Below are 18,744 nucleotides of genomic sequence, written 5' to 3'. Positions count from 1 at the left end.
AATTTCGTTTACTGGCCGAGGCAACCGGACAGGTTGCCGCCGATCGTGCGCATCAGCGTGTCATAGAGATCCGGGCCGGGGGTGATCTGCGTGCCCTCGGGATCGAGCGGCTGGCCGAGGCGTACCTCCGTCCCTTCGATCAGGCGCTGCATGGGGCGCGGGTCGTGCGAGGCCTCGGGGAAGGCGCAGACGACGCCCTTGGCCTTCAGATCGGCCCGCAGGGCGGAGAGATGCGCGGCACCCGGATCGGTCGCATCGCCGAAGGCGACGGAACCCTCGTCCTGCAAATCGTAATGCGCGGCGAAATAGCCATAGGCGGCGTGATAGACGACGAAGGGGCGGTCCTTCACCGGGGTCAGTTCGGCGCGCAGATCCTTGTCGAGCGTGTCGATCCGTTCCTGTGCGGCTTTGGCGTTGGCCTCGTAGGTGGCGGCGTTTTCGGGATCGGCCTTGGCCAGCGCGGCGGCAATCACCGAGACCCAGTTTCCGGCGTTGTGCGGGTCGAGCCATGCATGGGGGTCGAGCCCTTCGTGGCTGTGGCCGTCCGCATCGGCGTGGTCGTCATGGCCGTGATCGTGGTCGTGGTCATCATCATCGTCGTGATCGTCGTCATCATCATCGACATAGCTCTGTAGGTGCGTGCCGTCGCTGTGCAACAGCGCGATCTGCGGCACCTTGCCGCCCGCCGCATCGATCGCGCGCGACAGCCACGGGGTCATTTCCGGCCCGACCCAGAACAGCAGCCCGGCCTCCTGCAAGGCCCGCGCCTGCGAGGGCTTCATCTGGTAGCTGTGCGGATTGGCGCCCTGTTCCAGCAGCACCACGGGCGTGCCCAGATCGCCCATCACCTGCGCCGTCAACGACTGCACCACCGGCATGTCGGTGACGACCTTCGGCACCTCTGCCATGGCAAGGGCGGGCAGGGCGGAGAGTGCCAGCGACAACAGGACGGTATCGCGCATGAATGACCTCATGGGACTTGTGGAAAGATGCGCGGTTATCTACGTTATACCCTAACACGTCAAGCGAATTGTTATAAGGTAACGCCCATGTCCGATGAGGCACCCCTGGCCTTTGCCCGGCACGATCACAGCCATTGCGCGGCAGATACGCTCGCCCGCGCCGAGGCCGAGGCGGCGCGCCTTGGCCTGCGGCTGACCCCGGTGCGGCGGCGGGTGCTGGAAATCCTGCTGGAAGCGCATCGCGCGATGGGCGCCTATGAGGTGCTCGACCGGTTGGCCGCCGAAGGCTTCGGCAATCAGCCGCCGGTCGCCTATCGGGCGCTGGAATTTCTGGTGGAAAACGGCCTTGCGCACCGGCTGCGGCGGCTGAACGCCTTTGCCGCCTGCATGCACCCGGGCGAGGATCACGCGCCCGTCTTCCTGATCTGCCGCGTCTGCGATGCGGTGGCCGAGGCACCCGGCGCGCCGGTGCGCGCCGCGCTGGACCACGCGGCGGCGGATCTGGGTTTTGCCGTCGAGCGGGTGAATATCGAGGCGGTCGGCCTCTGTCCCGTCTGCGCGAGGGGCGAGGCGGCATGACATCCCTGATCTCGGCGCGCGATCTGAGCGTGCGTCACGGCGAGGCGGCGGTGCTGTCCGGCGTCGATTTCGACATATCGCCCGGCGAAATCGTCACCGTCATCGGGCCGAATGGCTCGGGCAAGACGACGCTGATCCGGGCGCTGATCGGGCTCGAACGGGCGGCGACCGGCCGGGTGAGCCGCGCGCCGGGGCTGGTGATCGGCTACGTACCACAACGGCTGTTCATCGATGCGAGCCTGCCGCTGACGGTGCGCCGGTTCCTGTCGCTGCCGCATCGGGTCTCGGATACCGAGGCCGAGGCCGCGCTGATCCGCACCGGCGTTCCCGGCGTCGGGCCACGGCCGATCACCGGCCTGTCAGGGGGGCAGTTCCAGCGCGTCCTGCTGGCGCGTGCGCTGCTGGTGAAGCCGCAGATCCTGATCCTCGACGAGCCGACGCAGGGGCTGGACCAGCCCGGCACCGCCGCCTTCTACCGGCTGATCGAGCAGGTCCGGCAGGAAACCGGCGCCGCGGTGCTGATGGTCAGCCACGATCTGCATGTGGTGATGGCGGCCTCGGACCGGGTGATCTGCCTGAACGGTCACATCTGCTGCGCGGGCACGCCGCGCGTCGTCTCGGCGGCGCCGGAATATCGGGCGCTGTTCGGGCTGGGGACCGGCGGGGCCTTTGCGCTCTACCGGCACATGCACGACCACGACCACGAACATGACGCGGGGCATGGCCACGATCCGGACCATCCCCATGCGGCCCACCCCCATTCCTGCGCAGGGACCGATGCTTGATGATTTCCTGATCCGCGCGGGGCTCGCGGGTGTCGGCCTGACGCTGGCGACGGGGCCGCTTGGCTCTTTCGTCGTCTGGCGGCGGATGGCCTATTTCGGCGATGCGACGGCGCATGCGGCGATTCTGGGCGTGGCGCTCAGCTTCGGGTTGGGCATGCCGCTTTATGCCGGGACGCTGCTGGTGGCGCTGACGATGGCGGTCGCGGTGACGCGGCTGTCGAACCGGGGACAGTCGATGGACACGGTGCTGGGGGTGATCGCCCATTCCGCGCTGGCCTTCGGGCTGGTCGCGGCTTCGTTCATTCCGGGGCTGCGGGTGGATCTGTCGACCTTCCTGTTCGGCGATATCCTTGCCGTCGGGCGCGGCGATGTGGCGGTGATCTGGGGCGGCTCGGCGCTGGTGCTTGGCCTCCTCCTGTGGCGCTGGCAGAGGCTGCTGACCGCCACGGTGAACGAGGAACTGGCGCAGGCCTCGGGCATCGAGCCGGAGCGGGAACGGCTGGTCCTGACGCTGGCCCTAGCGTTGACCGTGGCCGTGGCCATCAAGATCGTGGGGGCGCTGCTGATCGCCGCTTTGCTGATCGTGCCCGCCGCGGCGGCGCGGCGGCTGGCGCACTCGCCCGAGGGGATGGCGCTGTGGGCGGTGGTGATGGGCAGCCTTTCGGTCCTGCTGGGCCTCTGGGCGTCGCTGACATGGGACACGCCGGGCGGGCCGTCCATCGTCGCGGCCTCCGCCGGGCTGTTCGCGCTGTCTTGCCTTCTTCGGGCAAGGGCTTGAGCCGGGGCGGAAAAAGCGCCGCGGCACGCACCTGTGCTAAACTGCAACAGTTGGCAGGAAGGCGCGGGGAGCCTCTCCGATTCACTCTTTGCATTTGCATGGCACTGTGCGAGTCTCCCGTCGATGCCGCCGTTAGGGGGGCTGTCAAAAGAAATGCGGAGATTATCATGAAAAAACTCGCTATCGTTACGCTGGCCGCTGGTCTGTCGGCTTCGACCGCTTTCGCTGGTGGCTACACCGCCCCGGTCGTCGAAGCTGAACCGGTTGTGGTGAAGGAATCGTCGTCGTCGAACCCGGGCATCCTGATCCCGGCGCTGCTGCTGGTCGGCGTCGCGATCGCTGCGTCGAACTGATTTCGCGCCCCTTTGGGGTCGCACGGCCGGAACGCTCAGGCGTTCCGGCCTTTTCTTTCTGTCACGGTCGCGGCGACGGAAGATCTGCCCCTTGAAAGGGGACAAAAAGGGATCAAATCTGGGGCAACCCCCGGAGGCCCCCATGCCGCACAACAACACCAATCTGCCCACGGAACGCTTCGACGTCCTGACCAAGCCGAAGCTGGAAGGCGGGCGGCGTTTCGTCATGCACACGGAATTCGCCCCGGCGGGCGACCAGCCCGCGGCGATCGCCGAACTGGCGAACGGCGTGCTGGCGGGGGAACACGATCAGGTCCTGCTGGGCGCGACCGGCACCGGCAAGACCTTCACCATGGCGAAGATCATCGAACAGACGCAGCGCCCGGCGATCATCCTTGCGCCGAACAAGACGCTGGCCGCGCAATTGTATGGCGAATTCAAGAGCTTCTTTCCGGAAAACGCGGTCGAGTATTTCGTCAGCTACTACGATTACTACCAGCCCGAGGCCTATGTCCCCCGCACCGACACCTATATCGAGAAGGAATCGATGATCAACGAGCAGATCGACCGCATGCGCCACTCGGCGACGCGGGCGCTTCTGGAACGGGATGACGTGATCATCGTGGCCTCGGTGTCCTGCATCTACGGTATCGGCTCGGTCGAGACCTATTCGGCGATGACGCAGGACATGACGGTCGGGCAGCTTTACGATCAGCGCAAGTTTCTGGCCGAACTGGTGGCGCAGCAATACAAGCGGCTGGATGCGGCGTTCCAGCGCGGATCGTTCCGGGTCAAGGGCGACACGATCGACCTCTGGCCCGCCCACCTCGAAGACCGCGCCTGGCGCTTCAGTTTCTTTGGCGAGGAGCTGGAGGCGATCATCGAATTCGATCCCCTGACCGGGCAGAAGACCGACAGTTTCCAGCAGATCCGCATCTATGCGAACAGCCACTACGTCACCCCGCGCCCGACGCTGCAACAGGCGACGAAGCAGATCCGGGCGGAGCTGCAGCACCGGCTGAAGCAGTTCAACGACGAGGGGAAACTGCTCGAAGCCCAACGGCTGGAACAGCGCACGAATTTCGACCTCGAAATGCTGGAAGCCACCGGCATGTGCGCGGGGATCGAGAATTATTCGCGCTACCTGACCGGGCGCGGCCCCGGTGAGCCGCCGCCGACGCTGTTTGAATTCATTCCCGACAATGCCATCGTCTTCGCCGACGAATCCCACGTCACCGTGCCGCAGATCGGCGGCATGTATCGCGGCGACTTCCGGCGCAAGTTCACGCTGGCGGAACACGGCTTCCGCCTGCCGTCCTGCACCGACAACCGCCCGCTGAAATTCGAGGAATGGGACGCGATGCGGCCGCAATCGGTCTTCGTCTCCGCCACGCCCTCGAAATGGGAACTGGAACAGACGGGCGGCGTCTTTGCCGAACAGGTGATCCGTCCGACGGGCCTCCTGGATCCGGTGATCGAGATCCGCCCGGTGGAAACGCAGGTCGATGACGTGCTGGACGAAATCCGCAAGGTCGCGGCGCAGGGGATGCGGATTCTGGTCACCACGCTGACCAAGCGCATGGCCGAGGACCTGACCGAATATCTGCACGAACAGGGGGTGCGGGTGCGCTACATGCACTCGGACATCGACACGATCGAACGGATCGAGATCCTGCGCGACCTGCGCCTTGGCGCCTTCGACGTGCTGATCGGCATCAACCTGCTGCGCGAGGGGCTGGATATTCCCGAATGCGGGCTGGTGGCGATTCTGGATGCCGACAAGGAAGGGTTCCTGCGTTCCGAAACCTCGCTGATCCAGACGATCGGCCGCGCCGCGCGCAATGCCGAGGGGCGGGTGATCATGTATGCCGACCGGATCACCGGCTCGATGGAACGGGCGATGTCCGAAACCGACCGGCGCCGCGCCAAGCAGATGGCCTATAACGTCGAACACGGCATCACGCCGACGACGGTCAGGAAGAACGTCGAGGATGTGCTGGCGGGCCTCTGGCAGGGCGATACCGACCTTGCCCGCGTCACCGCGCAGATCGAGGCACCGAAGGTCGGCGCGAACCTTGCCGCGCATCTGGACGATCTGCGGACCCGGATGCGCAAGGCGGCGGAGAACCTCGAATTCGAGGAAGCCGCCCGCCTGCGCGACGAGGTCAAGCGGCTGGAAGCGGTGGAGCTTGCCGTGGCCGAGGATCCTCTGGCCCGGCAGACGGTGGTCGAGGAAGCCGCCGAGCAGGCCGTCGCGGCCCGCGGCCGCTCGACCGCCGGACGCGCGGGACAGCGCGGCGGCGTGAAACGCAAGAAACGTTGAGGGAAGATGCGATGATCACGATCACGCTTGAACATCCGGTGCAGGAAGATCTGGCTCTGCTGCATGAACGCCATACGGCGGCGATGCATGCGGATACCCCGCCCGAATCGATCCACATGCTGCCGGTGGATGCACTCGCCGCGCCCGGCATCCTGTTCTATGTGATGCGCGAGGATCGGGCCCCGGTCGGCATGGGCGCGCTGAAGCGCATCGACGCGATCCATGCGGAAATCAAGTCGATGCATGTGCTGGTGGAAATGCGGGGCAGGGGTCTGGCGCGGATGCTGCTCGGCCATCTGGTGACCGAGGCGCGCGAACACGGCTACCACCGGCTCAGCCTCGAAACCGGCACGCAGGCGTCCTTCGGCCCGGCCCGCGCGCTCTACCTGAATGCGGGGTTCGAGGAATGCCCGCCGTTCGAGGGCTACAGCCTCGATCCCAACAGCGTCTACCTGACCATCCGGCTGTGATCAGCGCCCGGTGAGCGCCCGCTCGATCTTCTTGTCGGTCTTGTATTGGCTCAGGGCATAGACCGACCAGATCGCGGCGGGGATCCAGCCGATCAGGGTGATCTGCAGGATCAGGCAGATGATCCCCGCGATCGGCCGCCCGATGGTGAAGAACTGCAGCCAGGGCAGGAATATGGCAAGAAGAAGACGCATGGATTGCCTTTCCGTCTGATATCTGCCCTCAATCTAGGAGCCCGGCGGCCAATTCCAACCCGCCCGCCGATCGCGCCGCCCCATTCACCGAAACGAGCCGCGCCCCTTCCTTCATTCTTCCATAAATATCCCGGGGGGAGAGCGCCTGCGCTCGGGGGGCAGCGCCCCCCTCTCCGCCGCCATCATGCGCCCGGCCGGGGGTGCGCCCCCCCGGCCGGCCACACCATCACTTCGCGATACGGTCGAGGATCCGCGCCCAGCTCCGGATCCCCTTGTGGAAGCTCTTCACGTCATATTTCTCGTTCGGCGAATGGATTGCGTCGTCGTCGTTGGCATAGCCGATCAGCATCGCATCCATGCCGAGGATCGACTTGAAGTAATAGGCGATCGGGATCGAGCCGCCCATGCCGACGATCACCGCCTCGCGGTTCCATTCGTCGGACAGCGCCTGCCGCGCCTGCTCGAATTCCGGGCGCGAGGTGTTCATCACCGCCGCCGGCGCGCCGTCGAGGTCGCTGTCCCAGGTGACGGTCGCATCGACGGGCAGGCGCGCCTCGACATGGGCGCGCAGCTTGCGGCGCACGGCGGCCGGATCCATGTCGCCGACCAGACGGCAGGTGATCTTCACATGCGCATCCGCCGGGATGACGGTCTTCGACCCCGCGCCCTGATAGCCGCCCCAGAGCCCGTTGATCTCCAGCGTCGGCCGCGCCCATTGCTGTTCCAGCGCCGAATAGCCCTTTTCGCCATGGGCGATGGTCATGCCGGCATGTTCCAGATAGGCCTTTTCGTCGAAACCGCAGTTTTCCCACTGCCGCTTCAGATCCTCGGGCACCTCATGCACGCCTTCATAGAACCCCTCGACCGCGACGCGGCCGGTTTCGTCATGGAACGAGGCGATGATTTTCGAAAGTTCGCGCAGCGGGTTCAGCGCCGGGCCGCCGTAATGGCCGGAATGCAGGTCGATGCGCGGCCCGTGCAGGGTGAATTCCTCTTTCAGCATGCCGCGCAACTGCCCGGCGATCGAGGGCACGCCCGGCGACACCATCGACGTGTCGCAGATCAGCGCGAGGTCGCAGCTCAGCTCGTCCTTGTGCGCCTTCATGAACGGGATCAGCGAGGGCGAGCCCGATTCCTCCTCGCCCTCGAAGAAGATCGTCAGATTGCCGGGCAGGGTGCCGTTGACCTCCTTGTAGGCGCGGCAGGCCTCGATGAAGGTCATCAGCTGGCCCTTGTCGTCCGATGAACCGCGGCCGCGGATCACCGGGCCGTTCGCGGTCTCCTCGATGGCCGGGTCGAAAGGCGCGCGGGTCCACAGGTTCAGCGGATCGACCGGCTGCACGTCATAATGTCCGTAGAACAGCAGATGCGGGCCGGGGCCTTCGTGCCGGGCGACGACGAACGGGTGGCCGGGCGCGGGCCGCTTTTCGGCCTTGAAGCCGAGCGTGTTCAGTTCCGCCACCAGCCAGTCGGCGGCTTCGTCGCAATGCGCCTTGTAGGCCGGATCGGTCGAGACCGACTGGATGCGCAACAGCTCCATCAGGCGGTCGATCGCCTGCGGCAGGCCGTCGTCGATGCGGGTGAGAATGGCGTCAAGGGTCATGGATGCCTCCTGTTTCCGGCAGACCCTACCACCCGGGGCGGCGCTGTCCAGACGTCCGGATTGCACAGTGAACAGGGCGGATATCCCGAAATGCGCCATCCTGCGTCGATTTTTCTCTCCCATCCTGTGGAATTGACCTTTATCAAGGCCCCCGCGCGACCGATCTATAGGGAAGATCCGTTGGCGCACCCCGCTATTGGCAAGGGACATGGGAAATGAACTACGATAACGCACTCGATCACGCGCTGGCACAGTTGCATGACGAGGGCCGGTATCGGACCTTCATCGACATCACGCGCGAGAAGGGCGCCTTCCCGAGGGCGGTCTGGACCCGGCCCGACGGGTCGCGGAAGGATATCACCGTCTGGTGCGGCAACGACTATCTGGGCATGGGACAGAACCCCCAAGTTCTGGCGGCGATGCATGCGGCGATGGACGCTGTCGGCGCCGGGTCGGGCGGGACGCGCAACATTTCCGGCACGACGGGCTATCACAAGGCGCTCGAGGCCGAACTGGCCGACCTGCACCACAAAGAGGCGGCGCTGGTCTTCGGCTCCGCCTATGTGGCGAATGACACCACGCTCAGCACCTTGCGGCGGCTGTTCCCGGGGCTGATCATCTATTCGGACGAACTCAACCACGCCTCGATGATCGAGGGGATCCGGCGCGGCGTGGGCGAAAAGCGGATCTTCCGCCACAACGACACCGCCCATCTGCGCGCGCTGCTGGCGGCCGACGATCCGGCGGCGCCGAAGCTGATCGCCTTCGAGTCCGTCTATTCGATGGACGGCGATTTCGGCAAGGTGACCGAGATCTGCGATCTCGCGGCGGAATTCAACGCGCTGACCTATCTGGACGAGGTCCATGCCGTCGGCATGTATGGCCCGCGCGGCGGCGGCTATGCCGAACAGATCGGCGAGACGGCGCGGATCGACCTGTTCAACGGCACGCTCGGCAAGGCCTTCGGGGTTTATGGGGGCTATATCGCGGCCTCGGCCCGGATGATCGACGCGCTGCGGTCCTATGCGCCGGGGTTCATCTTCACCACCTCGCTGCCGCCCGCCGTGGCGGCGGGGGCGGCGGCCTCGATCGCCTTTCTCAAGACCGCCGAGGGGCAGAAGCTGCGCGACGCGCAACAGCTTCATGCGCGCATCCTGAAGATGCGGCTGCGGGGGCTGGGCATGCCCTTCATCGACCACGGCAGCCATATCGTCCCGGTCATCATCGGCGACCCCGTGCACACCAAGATGCTGTCCGACATGCTGCTGGACGAATTCGGCATTTACGTGCAGCCGATCAACTTCCCGACCGTGCCGCGCGGGACGGAACGGCTGCGCTTCACCCCTTCGCCGGTGCATGACGCGCGGGAGATCGACCATCTCGTGCGGGCCCTTGATGCATTGTGGTCGCGCTGCGCGCTAAATCGCGCCGAAGCCAGCGCCTGAGTCACGTTCTCCGGATGCGCGGCTCAACGGGTTGTGATAGGAAATTGTCAACGGTTTCGGGAATAACCTTCCGATTCGTGAACCTCTGATACGTGAAGGCAGGGCAGGCATATGATCGGGCGGAGGAGCGTTCCTTCGACGCAGGAAGCGGAGAGGCCGAAAGGCTTCGACGACTTTGAGCTGAAGCTTGGCGACATCATGCGCGGCGAGCGGGCGACGCTTGCCAAGTCGCTGCTGGATGTTCAGCGCGAATTGCGCATCAAGGCGTCCTATATCGCCGCGATCGAAAGCGCGGATCTGTCGACCTTCGACACGCCCTCCTTCGTGGCGGGCTATGTGCGGTCCTATGCCCGTTATCTGGGGCTGGACCCGGATTGGGCCTTTGAACGCTTCTGCGAGGAGACGGGCTTTCAGCCGGTGCATGGCATGGCGCCCGCGGCTTCGGGGGTGAAGACGATGTCGGGCGTCAAGACCGCCCGGCATTCCCCCGATCTGGCCGAGGCGCTGGCCAATCCCAACGCCACCTTCATCCCCAAACAGGAACCCTTCTGGTCGCGGATCGATCTGCGCGCGGTCGGCTCGTTGGTGGTTCTGGCGGTTCTGGCCGGCGGGATCGGATATGGCGGCTGGACCGTGCTGAAAGAGGTGCAGCGCGTGCAGCTTGCCCCCGTCGATCAGGCGCCCGGCGTGGTGGCGGAGATCGACCCGATCGACGCGGCGGCGGCGCGGATGCAGATGGCGGACAACGACACGCTGCCCGACGCCCCGGCGACCGAGGCGCTGGATCGTCTTTACCGTCCGCAGGCGCTGGATACGCCGGTGCTGATCGCGCGGGACGGGCCGATCGCCTCGATCGATCCGAACCAGACCGGGCTGCTGGCGCGGAGCGGTTCGGCGGACCAGCATCTGGTGGTGCAGAACGCGCTGATGCAGGGGCCGATGCCCGCGGGGGAACAGCTTGCCGCGGCCGCGCCCGCCCCGGGCGAAGGCATCGTGCGGACCATGGGCGAGGATGCGCCCGAGGTCGAGGTGCTGGCCGTGCGCCCCGCCTGGGTCCGGATCAAGGCCGCCGACGGCAGCGTCCTTCTGGAAAAGATCATGGATGCGGGCGAACGTTTCGCGGTGCCGAAGCTCGAACAACCGCCGGTCATGCGGATCGGGGAATCGGGCGCGATCTATTTCGCGGTCAACGGCGTCGCCCACGGCCCGGCCGGCCGGCGTGGCGTGGTGACGAAGAATGTCGTGCTGACCCCCGAATCGCTGGATGAGAAATTCTCCGTCGCCGATCTGTCTTCGGATGGCGATCTGGCGAAGATGGTGGCCGTCGCCGATGCCGGGGCCGTCGTTCCGGCGCAGTCGCTCGGCGAATGACGCATCGCTGATATTCGCGCCAGCCGTTGCCCTTGGGCGGCGGCTGTCCTATGTCTGGCGGTGAAACCGGAGGACTGACATGTCGCTCAATTCCGTTCGCCCGTGGCGCACCATCGAACGCCGCAAGTCGCGTCAGATCATGGTGGGGAACGTGCCCGTGGGCGGGGATGCGCCGATCTCGGTGCAGACGATGACCAACACGCTGACCACCGACATCCGGGCGACGCTGGATCAGGTGATCCGCGCCGCCGATGTGGGGGCCGATATCGTGCGCGTTTCCACGCCGGATCAGGAATCGACCCGCGCGCTGAAGGAAATCGTGCGCGAAAGCCCTGTACCGATCGTCGCCGACATCCATTTCCACTACAAACGCGCGATCGAGGCGGCCGAGGCCGGCGCCGCCTGCCTGCGGATCAACCCGGGCAATATCGGTGACGAGAAACGGGTGAAGGAAGTGATCCGCGCGGCAAGGGACCACGGCTGTTCCATCCGCATCGGCGTCAACGCCGGGTCGCTGGAAAAGCACCTGCTGGAGAAATACGGTGAACCCTGCCCCGAGGCGATGGTGGAATCCGGTCTCGACCATATCCGCATCCTCGAGGACAACGATTTCCACGAATTCAAGATCTCGGTGAAGGCGTCGGATGTGTTCCTTGCAGCCGCCGCCTATCAGGCACTGGCCGAGGCGACGGATGCCCCCATCCACCTCGGCATCACCGAGGCGGGCGGGATGATGTCCGGCACGGTGAAATCGGCGATCGGGCTGGGCAATCTGTTGTGGATGGGAATCGGCGACACGATCCGCGTCAGCCTCTCGGCCGATCCGGTGGAAGAGGTGAAGGTCGGCTTCGAGATCCTGAAATCCCTCGGCCTGCGGACGCGCGGGGTGCAGATCATCTCCTGTCCCTCCTGCGCGCGGCAGGGCTTCAACGTCATCAAGACGGTCGAGATTCTGGAAAAGCGGCTGGAACACATCAAGACCCCGATGAGCCTGAGCATCATCGGCTGCGTCGTGAACGGCCCGGGCGAGGCGCTGATGACCGATATCGGCTTCACCGGCGGCGGCGCGGGGTCGGGCATGGTCTACATGGCGGGCAAGCAGAGCCACAAGATGACCAATGACCAGATGGTCGATGAAATCGTCCGTCTGGTCGAGGAACGTGCCGAACGGATCGAGGCGGCAAGCAAGGCGGCGGAATAACCGCCGTCCTTCATGCGAATGCGCCGCTTCCGCCCGGAAGCGGCATTTTCATGTCTAAGGGGGAAATGGCTGGCGGTCCCAACACGATTCGAACGTGTGGCCTCTACCTTCGGAGGGTAGCGCTCTATCCAGCTGAGCTATGGGACCGCATCAGCGCGATTGCTATCGCCCATTTCGCGGGGGAACGCAACCGTTTTCGAGGCCTGTTCCGATGGGCTCCCGCATCTCTGGCGGGCGGGGCCGCCGTGTTACTGGGCGACAACGGCCGATCCGGCGAAAACGTCGAAAAATGTTTGCCTTTCGCGGCCCGCGCGCTCATATCTTCGACACTGTTGCCCCGAGTGCGAGAAACGTTGCAGACAATGTCCCTGGATCCCACCGACCGCCGTATCCTGACCGTGTTGCAAAATCAGGGGCGCATATCGAACGCGGAATTGTCGGAACGGGTGAACCTGTCGGCATCGGCCTGCCACCGGCGCGTGCAGCGGCTGGAAGAGGACGGCTACATCCGCGATTACGTCGCGCTGCTCGATTCCCGCAAACTGGGCCGCCCGACCACGGTTTTCGTGGAGATCACCCTGTCGGGTCAGGCGGATGAGGTGCTCGAGGCCTTCGAGCGCGAGGTGAAGAAGATCCCCGACGTGCTGGAATGTCATCTGATGGCGGGGTCCGCGGATTACCTGCTGAAGGTCGTGGCCGAGGATACCGAGGATTTCGCCCGCATCCACCGCGCCAAGCTCGCCCGCTTGCCGGGCGTGCAGGGGATGCAAAGCTCCTTCGCCCTGCGCACCGTGTTCAAGACCACGGCGCTGCCCGTCTAGGGCGCCGCGCCCCTCTTCCTGCCTTCGTGTTTCCGTAAATATCCCGGGGGTGAATTTGCGCTTTAGCGCAAAGAGGGGGCTGGCCCCCTGCGCCGCCGGGGCCGGGAGCTGCCCTCAATCCCGCCAGAACCGCGGCAGGAACAGCACGAAGAACGCCATCAGCCCAAGCCGGCCCAGCAGCATCGCCGCCGTCATGATCCATGTGGCGCTGGTGCCGAAGCCCACCATCGTGCCGGTCGGCCCGCCGATCGGGCCGATCGCATAGCCGATATTGCCAAGCGCCCCCCAGGCCGCGAACAGCGCTGAGGTCATGTCCGCCCCGTCGAGCGAGATCAGCACCGCGCAGATGCCCAGTGTCATGATATAGGCGGTGACATATTGCATCAGCGATCCGATGGTGTTCTCGTCCAGCGGCTTGCCGCCGTAGCGCGGCTGCACCACCCGGTGTGGCGCATACATCTGCTGGATCGCCGATTTCATCACCGACAGGACCACCTGCACCCGGAACACCGACAGCGCCGCCGAGGTGGATCCCGTGCAGCCGCCGATCATGCCGACGATGAAGGCGACGACCATGACGAAGCTGCCCCAGGGCTCGATCGGGGCGACGGCCAGCCCCGTCCCCGTCATCATCGAGGCGATGTTGAACGCGGTTTCGCGGATGATCTGCTCGCTCGACCCGGTGTCGCGCCAAAGCCGGTAGATGATGACCAGAACCACCGCGCAGGCATACCAGCGCAGCATGGCGCGGACCTGCACGTCGAACCACAGCGCCTTGCCCTGTCCGCGCGCAAGCTGGATGAACCGCACGAAGGGCATCGCTGACAGCAGCATGAACACCGTCCCCGCATATTGCGCGGCGGGCGGGAAGACCGCGAAGCTCGCATCATGCGAGGCGAAGCCGCCCATCGAGATCGTCGACATCGCATGGACGACGGCATCGTAGAAGGACAGGCCGCACAGCAGATAGGCCATCATGCAGGCCAGCGACAGGATCGAATAGACCTCCAGCAGCGACCGGGCGATGTCTTTCGCGCGGGGCATGATCTTGCCGAAGGTGTCGAACCCCTCGATCTGGAAATAGCGCATGCCCCCGATGCGCATCACCGGCAGGAACACCATGGCGACGAAGGCGATGCCCAGCCCGCCGATCCAGTTCAGCATCGAGCGCCACAGCACCACCGAACGGGGCAGCGATTCGACCTTGGCGAACACCGAAAAGCCGGTGCCGGTGATGCCCGACACGGCCTCGAAATAGGCGTCGGTGAAGCGCGCATGCGGCGCACCCTGCATGAAGGGCAGCGCGCCGAAGGCCGGGATGCAGATCCAGATCGAGACGGTCAGCACATAGGCCTGCCGCAGTGTCAGGGCGCGCGGTCCGCCGGAGCGCCCGGCCAGCGCCAGAAGCCCGCCGAACAGCATGGTTTCCAGCATCACCTGCGCGAAATTCGCCGCATTGGGCGAGCCATCGTAGAAATCCAGCGCGACCGGCCCGATCATCGTGATCCCCAGAAACAGCAGGATCACGCCAAGCAGGTGAAAGACGGGGCCGAAGTCGGGCATCGGGTTCTCGGAGGAGGCGCTGATGGCTGGGCGCCGCGGGGGAGGGAGGGAACCAAAAACCCCCGAGGCAAGCCACGGGGGTCATCGGCGCGAGGGTGACCTCGCCAGCGATTCCAGGTGCTTAGAGAGCGCCTTCACGCTGGAGCTTCTTCCGTGCCAGTTTACGGGCACGGCGAACGGCTTCAGCTTTCTCGCGCGCTTTCTTGACCGAAGGCTTTTCGAAATGCTGCTTGAGCTTCATTTCACGGAAAACCCCCTCGCGCTGAAGTTTTTTCTTCAGAGCACGAAGCGCCTGTTCGACGTTGTTGTCGCGAACGCTGACCTGCATGTGGTGTCACCACCTTCCTAAGTTAGAGTTGCATCAGATTGCAGGAAGCGGCCATATAGCAGGGACGCGGACTTTTGTCCACTCCTGCCAACCGAGGCCCGAAACCAAGGAAACGCGATGAAGAACGACCATCTGGATGTGGATCGGATGCGGGAGGAACTGCTGGAGGCGATCAGCCCGCATGTGCCTTTCGACGGCTGGTCGGAGCCTGCGTTCCGGCAGGCGGTGGCGGATCTGGGGGTCGATCCGGGGCTGGCGCGGATCGTCTGCCCGCGCGGCGCGATCGACTTGGCGGTCGAGTATCACCGGGCGGCGGATCGCGCGCTGGCGCGGGCGCTGACCACGACCGTCTGGCCCGAGGGGATGCGGTTCCGCGACAAGGTGGCGGCGGCGGTGGCGATGCGGCTCGATCTGGTGGACCCCGAACTGGTGCGGCGGGCGGCCTCGGTCTTCGCGCTGCCGCAGAACACGGCGACGGGGGCGAAGCTCGTCTGGGAAACGGCGGATGTGATCTGGCGCGCCCTTGGAGACACCGCGCAGGACTTCGGCTGGTATACCAAGCGGCTGACGCTGTCGGGGGTGATTTCAGGCTCCGTGCTATACTGGCTGGGCGATGAAAGCGAGGGCAAGGCCGACACCCGCGCCTTCATCGAGAACCGCATCGATGAGGTGACGCGGTTGGAAAACATCAAGGGCCGGATCACCGGCCTGCCGGGGATCAAAGGCCTTCTAGGCGCGATCCGCGCGCCGGGTGACCGCCCGATGCCCGGCAAGACCACACGTTCGGCCGAGGGGCTCTGACAGGAATGGCGATCAGGATGCCTGTGCCGGTCCAGATGACGGCGATGGAGATTTCTGCCCCCGGCGCGCCCGAGGTGCTGCGCCCCGTGACGCGCGCCGTGCCCCTGCCCACGCAGGGCGAGGTGCTGATCCGCGTCGTCTATGCCGGGGTCAACCGTCCCGACGCGCTGCAACGGGCGGGGTCCTACAATCCGCCCGCCGGGGCGTCGGACCTGCCGGGGCTGGAATGTTCGGGCTATATCGCGGCGCTTGGCCCCGGGGTCAGCGAATGGGCCGTGGGGGATCCGGTCTGCGCGCTGCTGCCCGGCGGCGGCTATGCCGAATATGCGGTCTGTCCGGCGGCGCATGTGATCCGCGTGCCGAAATGGCTGGATCTCAAGACGGCAGGCTGCCTGCCGGAAACCTGCTTCACCGTCTGGTCGAACGTGGTGATGCGCGGCGGGCTGAAGGCGGGGGAAAGGTTCCTTGTCCACGGCGGCTCCTCGGGCATCGGCACGACGGCGATCCAGATCGCCCGGGCGCTTGGCGCGCGGGTCTTCGCCACCGCCGGCAGCGCCGAGAAATGCGCGGCGATCGAGGCGCTCGGCGCTACCGCGATCAACTACCGCCTCGGCGATTTCGTCAAGGTCCTGCAGGCCGAGGGCGGGGCGGACCTGATCCTCGACATGGTGGGCGGCAGCTATGTCGCGCGCAACATCAAGGCGCTGGCCGATGACGGACGGCTGGTCTTCATCGCCTTTCTGGAAGGCGCGAAGGCCGAGATCAACTTTGCCCAGGTGATGATGCGGCGGCTGACGGTCACCGGCTCGACCCTGCGGCCGCAGTCGGATGCGGCGAAGGCCGCGATCGCGCGGCAATTGCGCGATCATGTCTGGCCGATGCTGGAATCGGGCAGGCTGCGGGTGATCCATGACAGCGAATTCCCCCTGACCGAGGCGGCCCGGGCGCATGCGCGGATGGAAAGCTCGGCCCATATCGGCAAGATCGTTTTGCGGGTGGGGTGAACCGGGGACGGAACGATCCGGGCCGATCCCGGAAAGACGCAAGGAGGATGCGATGCCCGCGAAATCGAAAGCACAGCAAAGGGCGGCCGGCGCCGCCCTGTCGGCCAAACGCGGCGAGACCTCTCCCGACGCCTTGTGGGGTGCCGCGCGCGAGATGTTCGACAGCATGACCGAGGCGGAACTCGAAGATTTCGCCGCCACGCCGCTCAAGGGCCTGCCCGACAAGCTGGAAGACGACTGAGGCGGAAACCGCCTTCCGTCCGTGCCGGTGGCGAGGCAAGAAGGGGGCCAGCCCCCTCTTTGCCTGACGGCAAATTCACCCCCGGGATATTTATGGAAGAATGAAGGGCTGAATGGGAGTTTGCCTTCATTCTTCCATAAATATCCCGGGGTGCAGGGCAGCGCCCCGCGGCGTTCCCACGGAAAGCATCGGTTTCTCGTCCTACCGCACCCTCTCCATCAGCGCATCCTGTCTCCGGCAGTCGCGGATCACGTCGGCGCCGCAGCGGCGCGGGGCAAGGTCCTTGGTCAGGCAGATCCGCACCTCGTCGATCCGGCCTTGATCGCAGGTGATCGTCACCATGTCGCGCATCAGGCCGGGGTTCGCCTCGATGAACGCCTCTTCGACCACCGAGGCCGGCAGCTTCACGTCCCGGTCCAGATTGCGGAACACCTCGGGGATGCGGGTGCCGGCATAGGCGCGCCGCGCCGTGGCGTAGTAATCCGCGGCGGAAAGCCCGGCGCAGCGGCCATGCTTCTTCCACTGATACCAGGCGGCGCCGGAGGAGCCCATGATATCATCCATCGCCGCCGATTGCGCGCGCGTCGGGTCGCGCTGCGGCGTGCGGCAATCGCTCGGATAGCCCAGCTCGTTCTGCGGCCAGAGCCCGTGCAGCACGAAGGACGCGCCCGAGCCCCGCGCGCATTGCGCGGCATCGCGGCCCCTGCCGTCCGTCGCACACCAGCCGGGCGACCACGACAGCGCCATCACGTAATAATCGAATTGTCCGGCCCGCTCTCCTTCCGCTTTCGCAGACAGGGCGCCGGCCAGCAGGGCCGCGCCCGTCAACAAGGCTGTGAGTGACGCGAATCGCATTTTTGCTTCCCCTTTTGCGCTTTCGGCCCTATATAGCTGGGCAATTCCCCACCAGAAATGGACCGCGGCACGGGGGGAACCGCGCCGCAGCCGGTTTCTCGGCCCGGGAGAGATTTGTGCAAAAGGATCGCGCTATGACGACGAACAAGCCCCTGATGGCCAAGGCCACCGCCGTGTGGCTCGTGGACAATACGACCCTTACCTTCAAGCAGATTGCCGAATTTTGCGGGATGCACGAGCTGGAAGTCCAGGGGATCGCGGATGGCGATGTGGCCGTCGGCGTGAAGGGCTTCGATCCGATCGTGCACAACCAGCTCGACCAGAAGGAAATCGACAAGGGCGAGAAGGACCCGCTCTACCGGCTGAAGCTCAAGTTCAACGCCGCCGCCGTGGGCGAGGACAAGCGCCGCGGCCCGCGCTACACGCCGCTGTCGAAGCGGCAGGACCGGCCGAATTCGATCCTGTGGCTGGTGAAGTTCCACCCCGAGCTTGCCGATGCGCAGATCGCCCGGCTGATCGGCACGACGAAGCCGACGATCGCCTCGATCCGCGACAAGACGCACTGGAACATCCAGAACATGACGGCGGTGGATCCCGTGGCGCTCGGCCTGTGCCGGCAGTCGGAGCTGGATGCCGAGGTGCAGAAAGCCGCCAAGAAGCATGCGACCGATGTGATGTCGGACGACGAGCGGCGCAAGCTGGTGTCGACGGAACAGTCGCTCGGCATGCCGACCGAGCCGCGCCTGCCGTCTTCGATCGCCGGGCTCGAGGGCTTCACCCTCGGCGCGGGCAAAGAAGAAGCCGCTTCGCCGAAGGATTTCTCGGATGCGGACAGCTTCTTCAACCTGCCGCATGCCGATGACGACGACGAGGAAGAAGAAGATCACCGCCGCTGATGCCTGCCTGACGGGCAGCGCTGCAAGGGCCGTCCGAAGGGGCGGCCCTTTGGTTTTCCGGAGTTTCCATTGGCGAGGGAGGCAGGGGGCCAGCCCCCTCTTGCCCGTGCCGGGCAATTCACCCCCGGGATATTTATGGAAAAACGACGGGCTGAAAGCGGGTTTGCCGTCGT

At 65.6% G+C, this 18,744-nt stretch carries 20 protein-coding genes and 1 tRNA gene; 14 read left to right on the top strand and 7 right to left on the bottom strand.

Annotated features, from left to right (window positions below; all coding sequences use genetic code 11):
- Positions 1 to 8 precede the first annotated feature (8 nt).
- Positions 9 to 962: a zinc ABC transporter substrate-binding protein gene (locus tag D2T30_RS08185; RefSeq protein WP_128208471.1), complete on the bottom strand. Its 954-nt coding sequence runs from the start codon at positions 960 to 962 to the stop codon at positions 9 to 11.
- 87 nt (positions 963 to 1,049) lie between these two features.
- Between D2T30_RS08185 and D2T30_RS08180 the strand changes: the two genes are divergently transcribed.
- The 6 genes from D2T30_RS08180 to D2T30_RS08155 all read left to right on the top strand — a co-directional run bounded on the left by D2T30_RS08180 (position 1,050) and on the right by D2T30_RS08155 (position 6,250).
- Positions 1,050 to 1,541 carry a Fur family transcriptional regulator gene (locus tag D2T30_RS08180; RefSeq protein ID WP_128208470.1) on the top strand — a complete coding sequence of 164 codons (492 nt, stop codon included), beginning with the start codon at positions 1,050 to 1,052 and terminating at the stop codon, positions 1,539 to 1,541.
- Positions 1,538 to 2,326 carry an ATP-binding cassette domain-containing protein gene (locus tag D2T30_RS08175; RefSeq protein ID WP_128208469.1) on the top strand — a complete coding sequence of 263 codons (789 nt, stop codon included), beginning with the start codon at positions 1,538 to 1,540 and terminating at the stop codon, positions 2,324 to 2,326. Before D2T30_RS08180 ends, D2T30_RS08175 begins: the two co-directional genes overlap by 4 nt.
- Complete coding sequence (locus D2T30_RS08170; RefSeq protein ID WP_128208468.1) at positions 2,319 to 3,104, top strand: metal ABC transporter permease; 786 nt, start codon at positions 2,319 to 2,321, stop codon at positions 3,102 to 3,104. Before D2T30_RS08175 ends, D2T30_RS08170 begins: the two co-directional genes overlap by 8 nt.
- Positions 3,105 to 3,271: 167 nt before the next feature.
- A complete protein-coding gene (locus D2T30_RS08165) occupies positions 3,272 to 3,457 on the top strand; it encodes a hypothetical protein (protein WP_206612707.1) in 186 nt (61 codons plus the stop codon).
- A 142-nt stretch (positions 3,458 to 3,599) separates the two neighbouring features.
- Complete coding sequence (gene uvrB / locus D2T30_RS08160; protein WP_128181431.1) at positions 3,600 to 5,780, top strand: excinuclease ABC subunit UvrB; 2,181 nt, start codon at positions 3,600 to 3,602, stop codon at positions 5,778 to 5,780.
- An 11-nt stretch (positions 5,781 to 5,791) separates the two neighbouring features.
- A complete protein-coding gene (locus tag D2T30_RS08155) occupies positions 5,792 to 6,250 on the top strand; it encodes a GNAT family N-acetyltransferase (RefSeq protein WP_128208467.1) in 459 nt (152 codons plus the stop codon).
- On the opposite strand, the gene D2T30_RS08150 is transcribed toward D2T30_RS08155, so the two are convergent.
- Positions 6,251 to 6,442 carry a YqaE/Pmp3 family membrane protein gene (locus D2T30_RS08150; RefSeq protein ID WP_128181427.1) on the bottom strand — a complete coding sequence of 64 codons (192 nt, stop codon included), beginning with the start codon at positions 6,440 to 6,442 and terminating at the stop codon, positions 6,251 to 6,253.
- A 226-nt stretch (positions 6,443 to 6,668) separates the two neighbouring features.
- A complete protein-coding gene (locus tag D2T30_RS08145) occupies positions 6,669 to 8,045 on the bottom strand; it encodes a M20/M25/M40 family metallo-hydrolase (protein ID WP_128208466.1) in 1,377 nt (458 codons plus the stop codon).
- A gap of 215 nt (positions 8,046 to 8,260) precedes the next feature.
- Here D2T30_RS08145 and hemA point away from each other — a divergent pair, with 215 nt between their 5' ends.
- The 3 genes from hemA to ispG all read left to right on the top strand — a co-directional run bounded on the left by hemA (position 8,261) and on the right by ispG (position 12,062).
- Positions 8,261 to 9,490: a 5-aminolevulinate synthase gene (hemA, locus tag D2T30_RS08140; RefSeq protein WP_128208465.1), complete on the top strand. Its 1,230-nt coding sequence runs from the start codon at positions 8,261 to 8,263 to the stop codon at positions 9,488 to 9,490.
- A 111-nt stretch (positions 9,491 to 9,601) separates the two neighbouring features.
- A complete protein-coding gene (locus D2T30_RS08135; RefSeq protein WP_128208464.1) occupies positions 9,602 to 10,861 on the top strand; it encodes a helix-turn-helix domain-containing protein in 1,260 nt (419 codons plus the stop codon).
- A 79-nt stretch (positions 10,862 to 10,940) separates the two neighbouring features.
- The gene (ispG, locus tag D2T30_RS08130; protein ID WP_128208463.1) at positions 10,941 to 12,062 is read left to right on the top strand and encodes a flavodoxin-dependent (E)-4-hydroxy-3-methylbut-2-enyl-diphosphate synthase; all 1,122 of its coding nucleotides are present in this window, start codon (positions 10,941 to 10,943) and stop codon (positions 12,060 to 12,062) included.
- A gap of 70 nt (positions 12,063 to 12,132) precedes the next feature.
- Here the strand turns inward: ispG and D2T30_RS08125 are convergent.
- Positions 12,133 to 12,209: transfer RNA gene (locus tag D2T30_RS08125), tRNA-Arg, on the bottom strand.
- A gap of 215 nt (positions 12,210 to 12,424) precedes the next feature.
- On the opposite strand from D2T30_RS08125, the gene D2T30_RS08120 reads away from it, so the two are divergent.
- Entirely contained in the window at positions 12,425 to 12,883 is a 459-nt protein-coding gene (locus D2T30_RS08120) for an Lrp/AsnC family transcriptional regulator (protein WP_128181417.1), read from the top strand.
- Between the two features lie 114 nt (positions 12,884 to 12,997).
- Here D2T30_RS08120 and D2T30_RS08115 read toward each other — a convergent pair whose 3' ends face one another.
- Positions 12,998 to 14,446: a TrkH family potassium uptake protein gene (locus D2T30_RS08115; RefSeq protein ID WP_128208462.1), complete on the bottom strand. Its 1,449-nt coding sequence runs from the start codon at positions 14,444 to 14,446 to the stop codon at positions 12,998 to 13,000.
- A 121-nt stretch (positions 14,447 to 14,567) separates the two neighbouring features.
- Positions 14,568 to 14,774 (bottom strand): 30S ribosomal protein S21, encoded by a 207-nt coding sequence (gene rpsU / locus D2T30_RS08110; protein WP_128181413.1) that lies wholly within the window; start codon positions 14,772 to 14,774, stop codon positions 14,568 to 14,570.
- A gap of 117 nt (positions 14,775 to 14,891) precedes the next feature.
- On the opposite strand from rpsU, the gene D2T30_RS08105 reads away from it, so the two are divergent.
- The 3 genes from D2T30_RS08105 to D2T30_RS08095 are packed head-to-tail and all read left to right on the top strand — an operon-like array spanning position 14,892 to position 16,820.
- Complete coding sequence (locus D2T30_RS08105; protein WP_128208461.1) at positions 14,892 to 15,575, top strand: COQ9 family protein; 684 nt, start codon at positions 14,892 to 14,894, stop codon at positions 15,573 to 15,575.
- Positions 15,576 to 15,592: 17 nt separating this feature from the next.
- Complete coding sequence (locus D2T30_RS08100) at positions 15,593 to 16,579, top strand: NAD(P)H-quinone oxidoreductase (RefSeq protein WP_128208460.1); 987 nt, start codon at positions 15,593 to 15,595, stop codon at positions 16,577 to 16,579.
- Between the two features lie 52 nt (positions 16,580 to 16,631).
- Entirely contained in the window at positions 16,632 to 16,820 is a 189-nt protein-coding gene (locus D2T30_RS08095; RefSeq protein ID WP_128181407.1) for a DUF3008 family protein, read from the top strand.
- A 201-nt stretch (positions 16,821 to 17,021) separates the two neighbouring features.
- On the opposite strand, the gene D2T30_RS08090 is transcribed toward D2T30_RS08095, so the two are convergent.
- Complete coding sequence (locus tag D2T30_RS08090; protein WP_128208459.1) at positions 17,022 to 17,675, bottom strand: ribonuclease T2 family protein; 654 nt, start codon at positions 17,673 to 17,675, stop codon at positions 17,022 to 17,024.
- 134 nt (positions 17,676 to 17,809) lie between these two features.
- Here D2T30_RS08090 and D2T30_RS08085 point away from each other — a divergent pair, with 134 nt between their 5' ends.
- Positions 17,810 to 18,571: a DUF1013 domain-containing protein gene (locus tag D2T30_RS08085; protein ID WP_128208458.1), complete on the top strand. Its 762-nt coding sequence runs from the start codon at positions 17,810 to 17,812 to the stop codon at positions 18,569 to 18,571.
- The last annotated feature ends 173 nt before the right edge of the window (positions 18,572 to 18,744 follow it).

The organism is Paenirhodobacter populi (genome assembly GCF_004022215.1).
Classification (GTDB): Bacteria; Pseudomonadota; Alphaproteobacteria; order Rhodobacterales; family Rhodobacteraceae; genus Rhodobacter; species Rhodobacter populi.
This window is presented reverse-complemented; position numbering and strand designations above follow the sequence as displayed.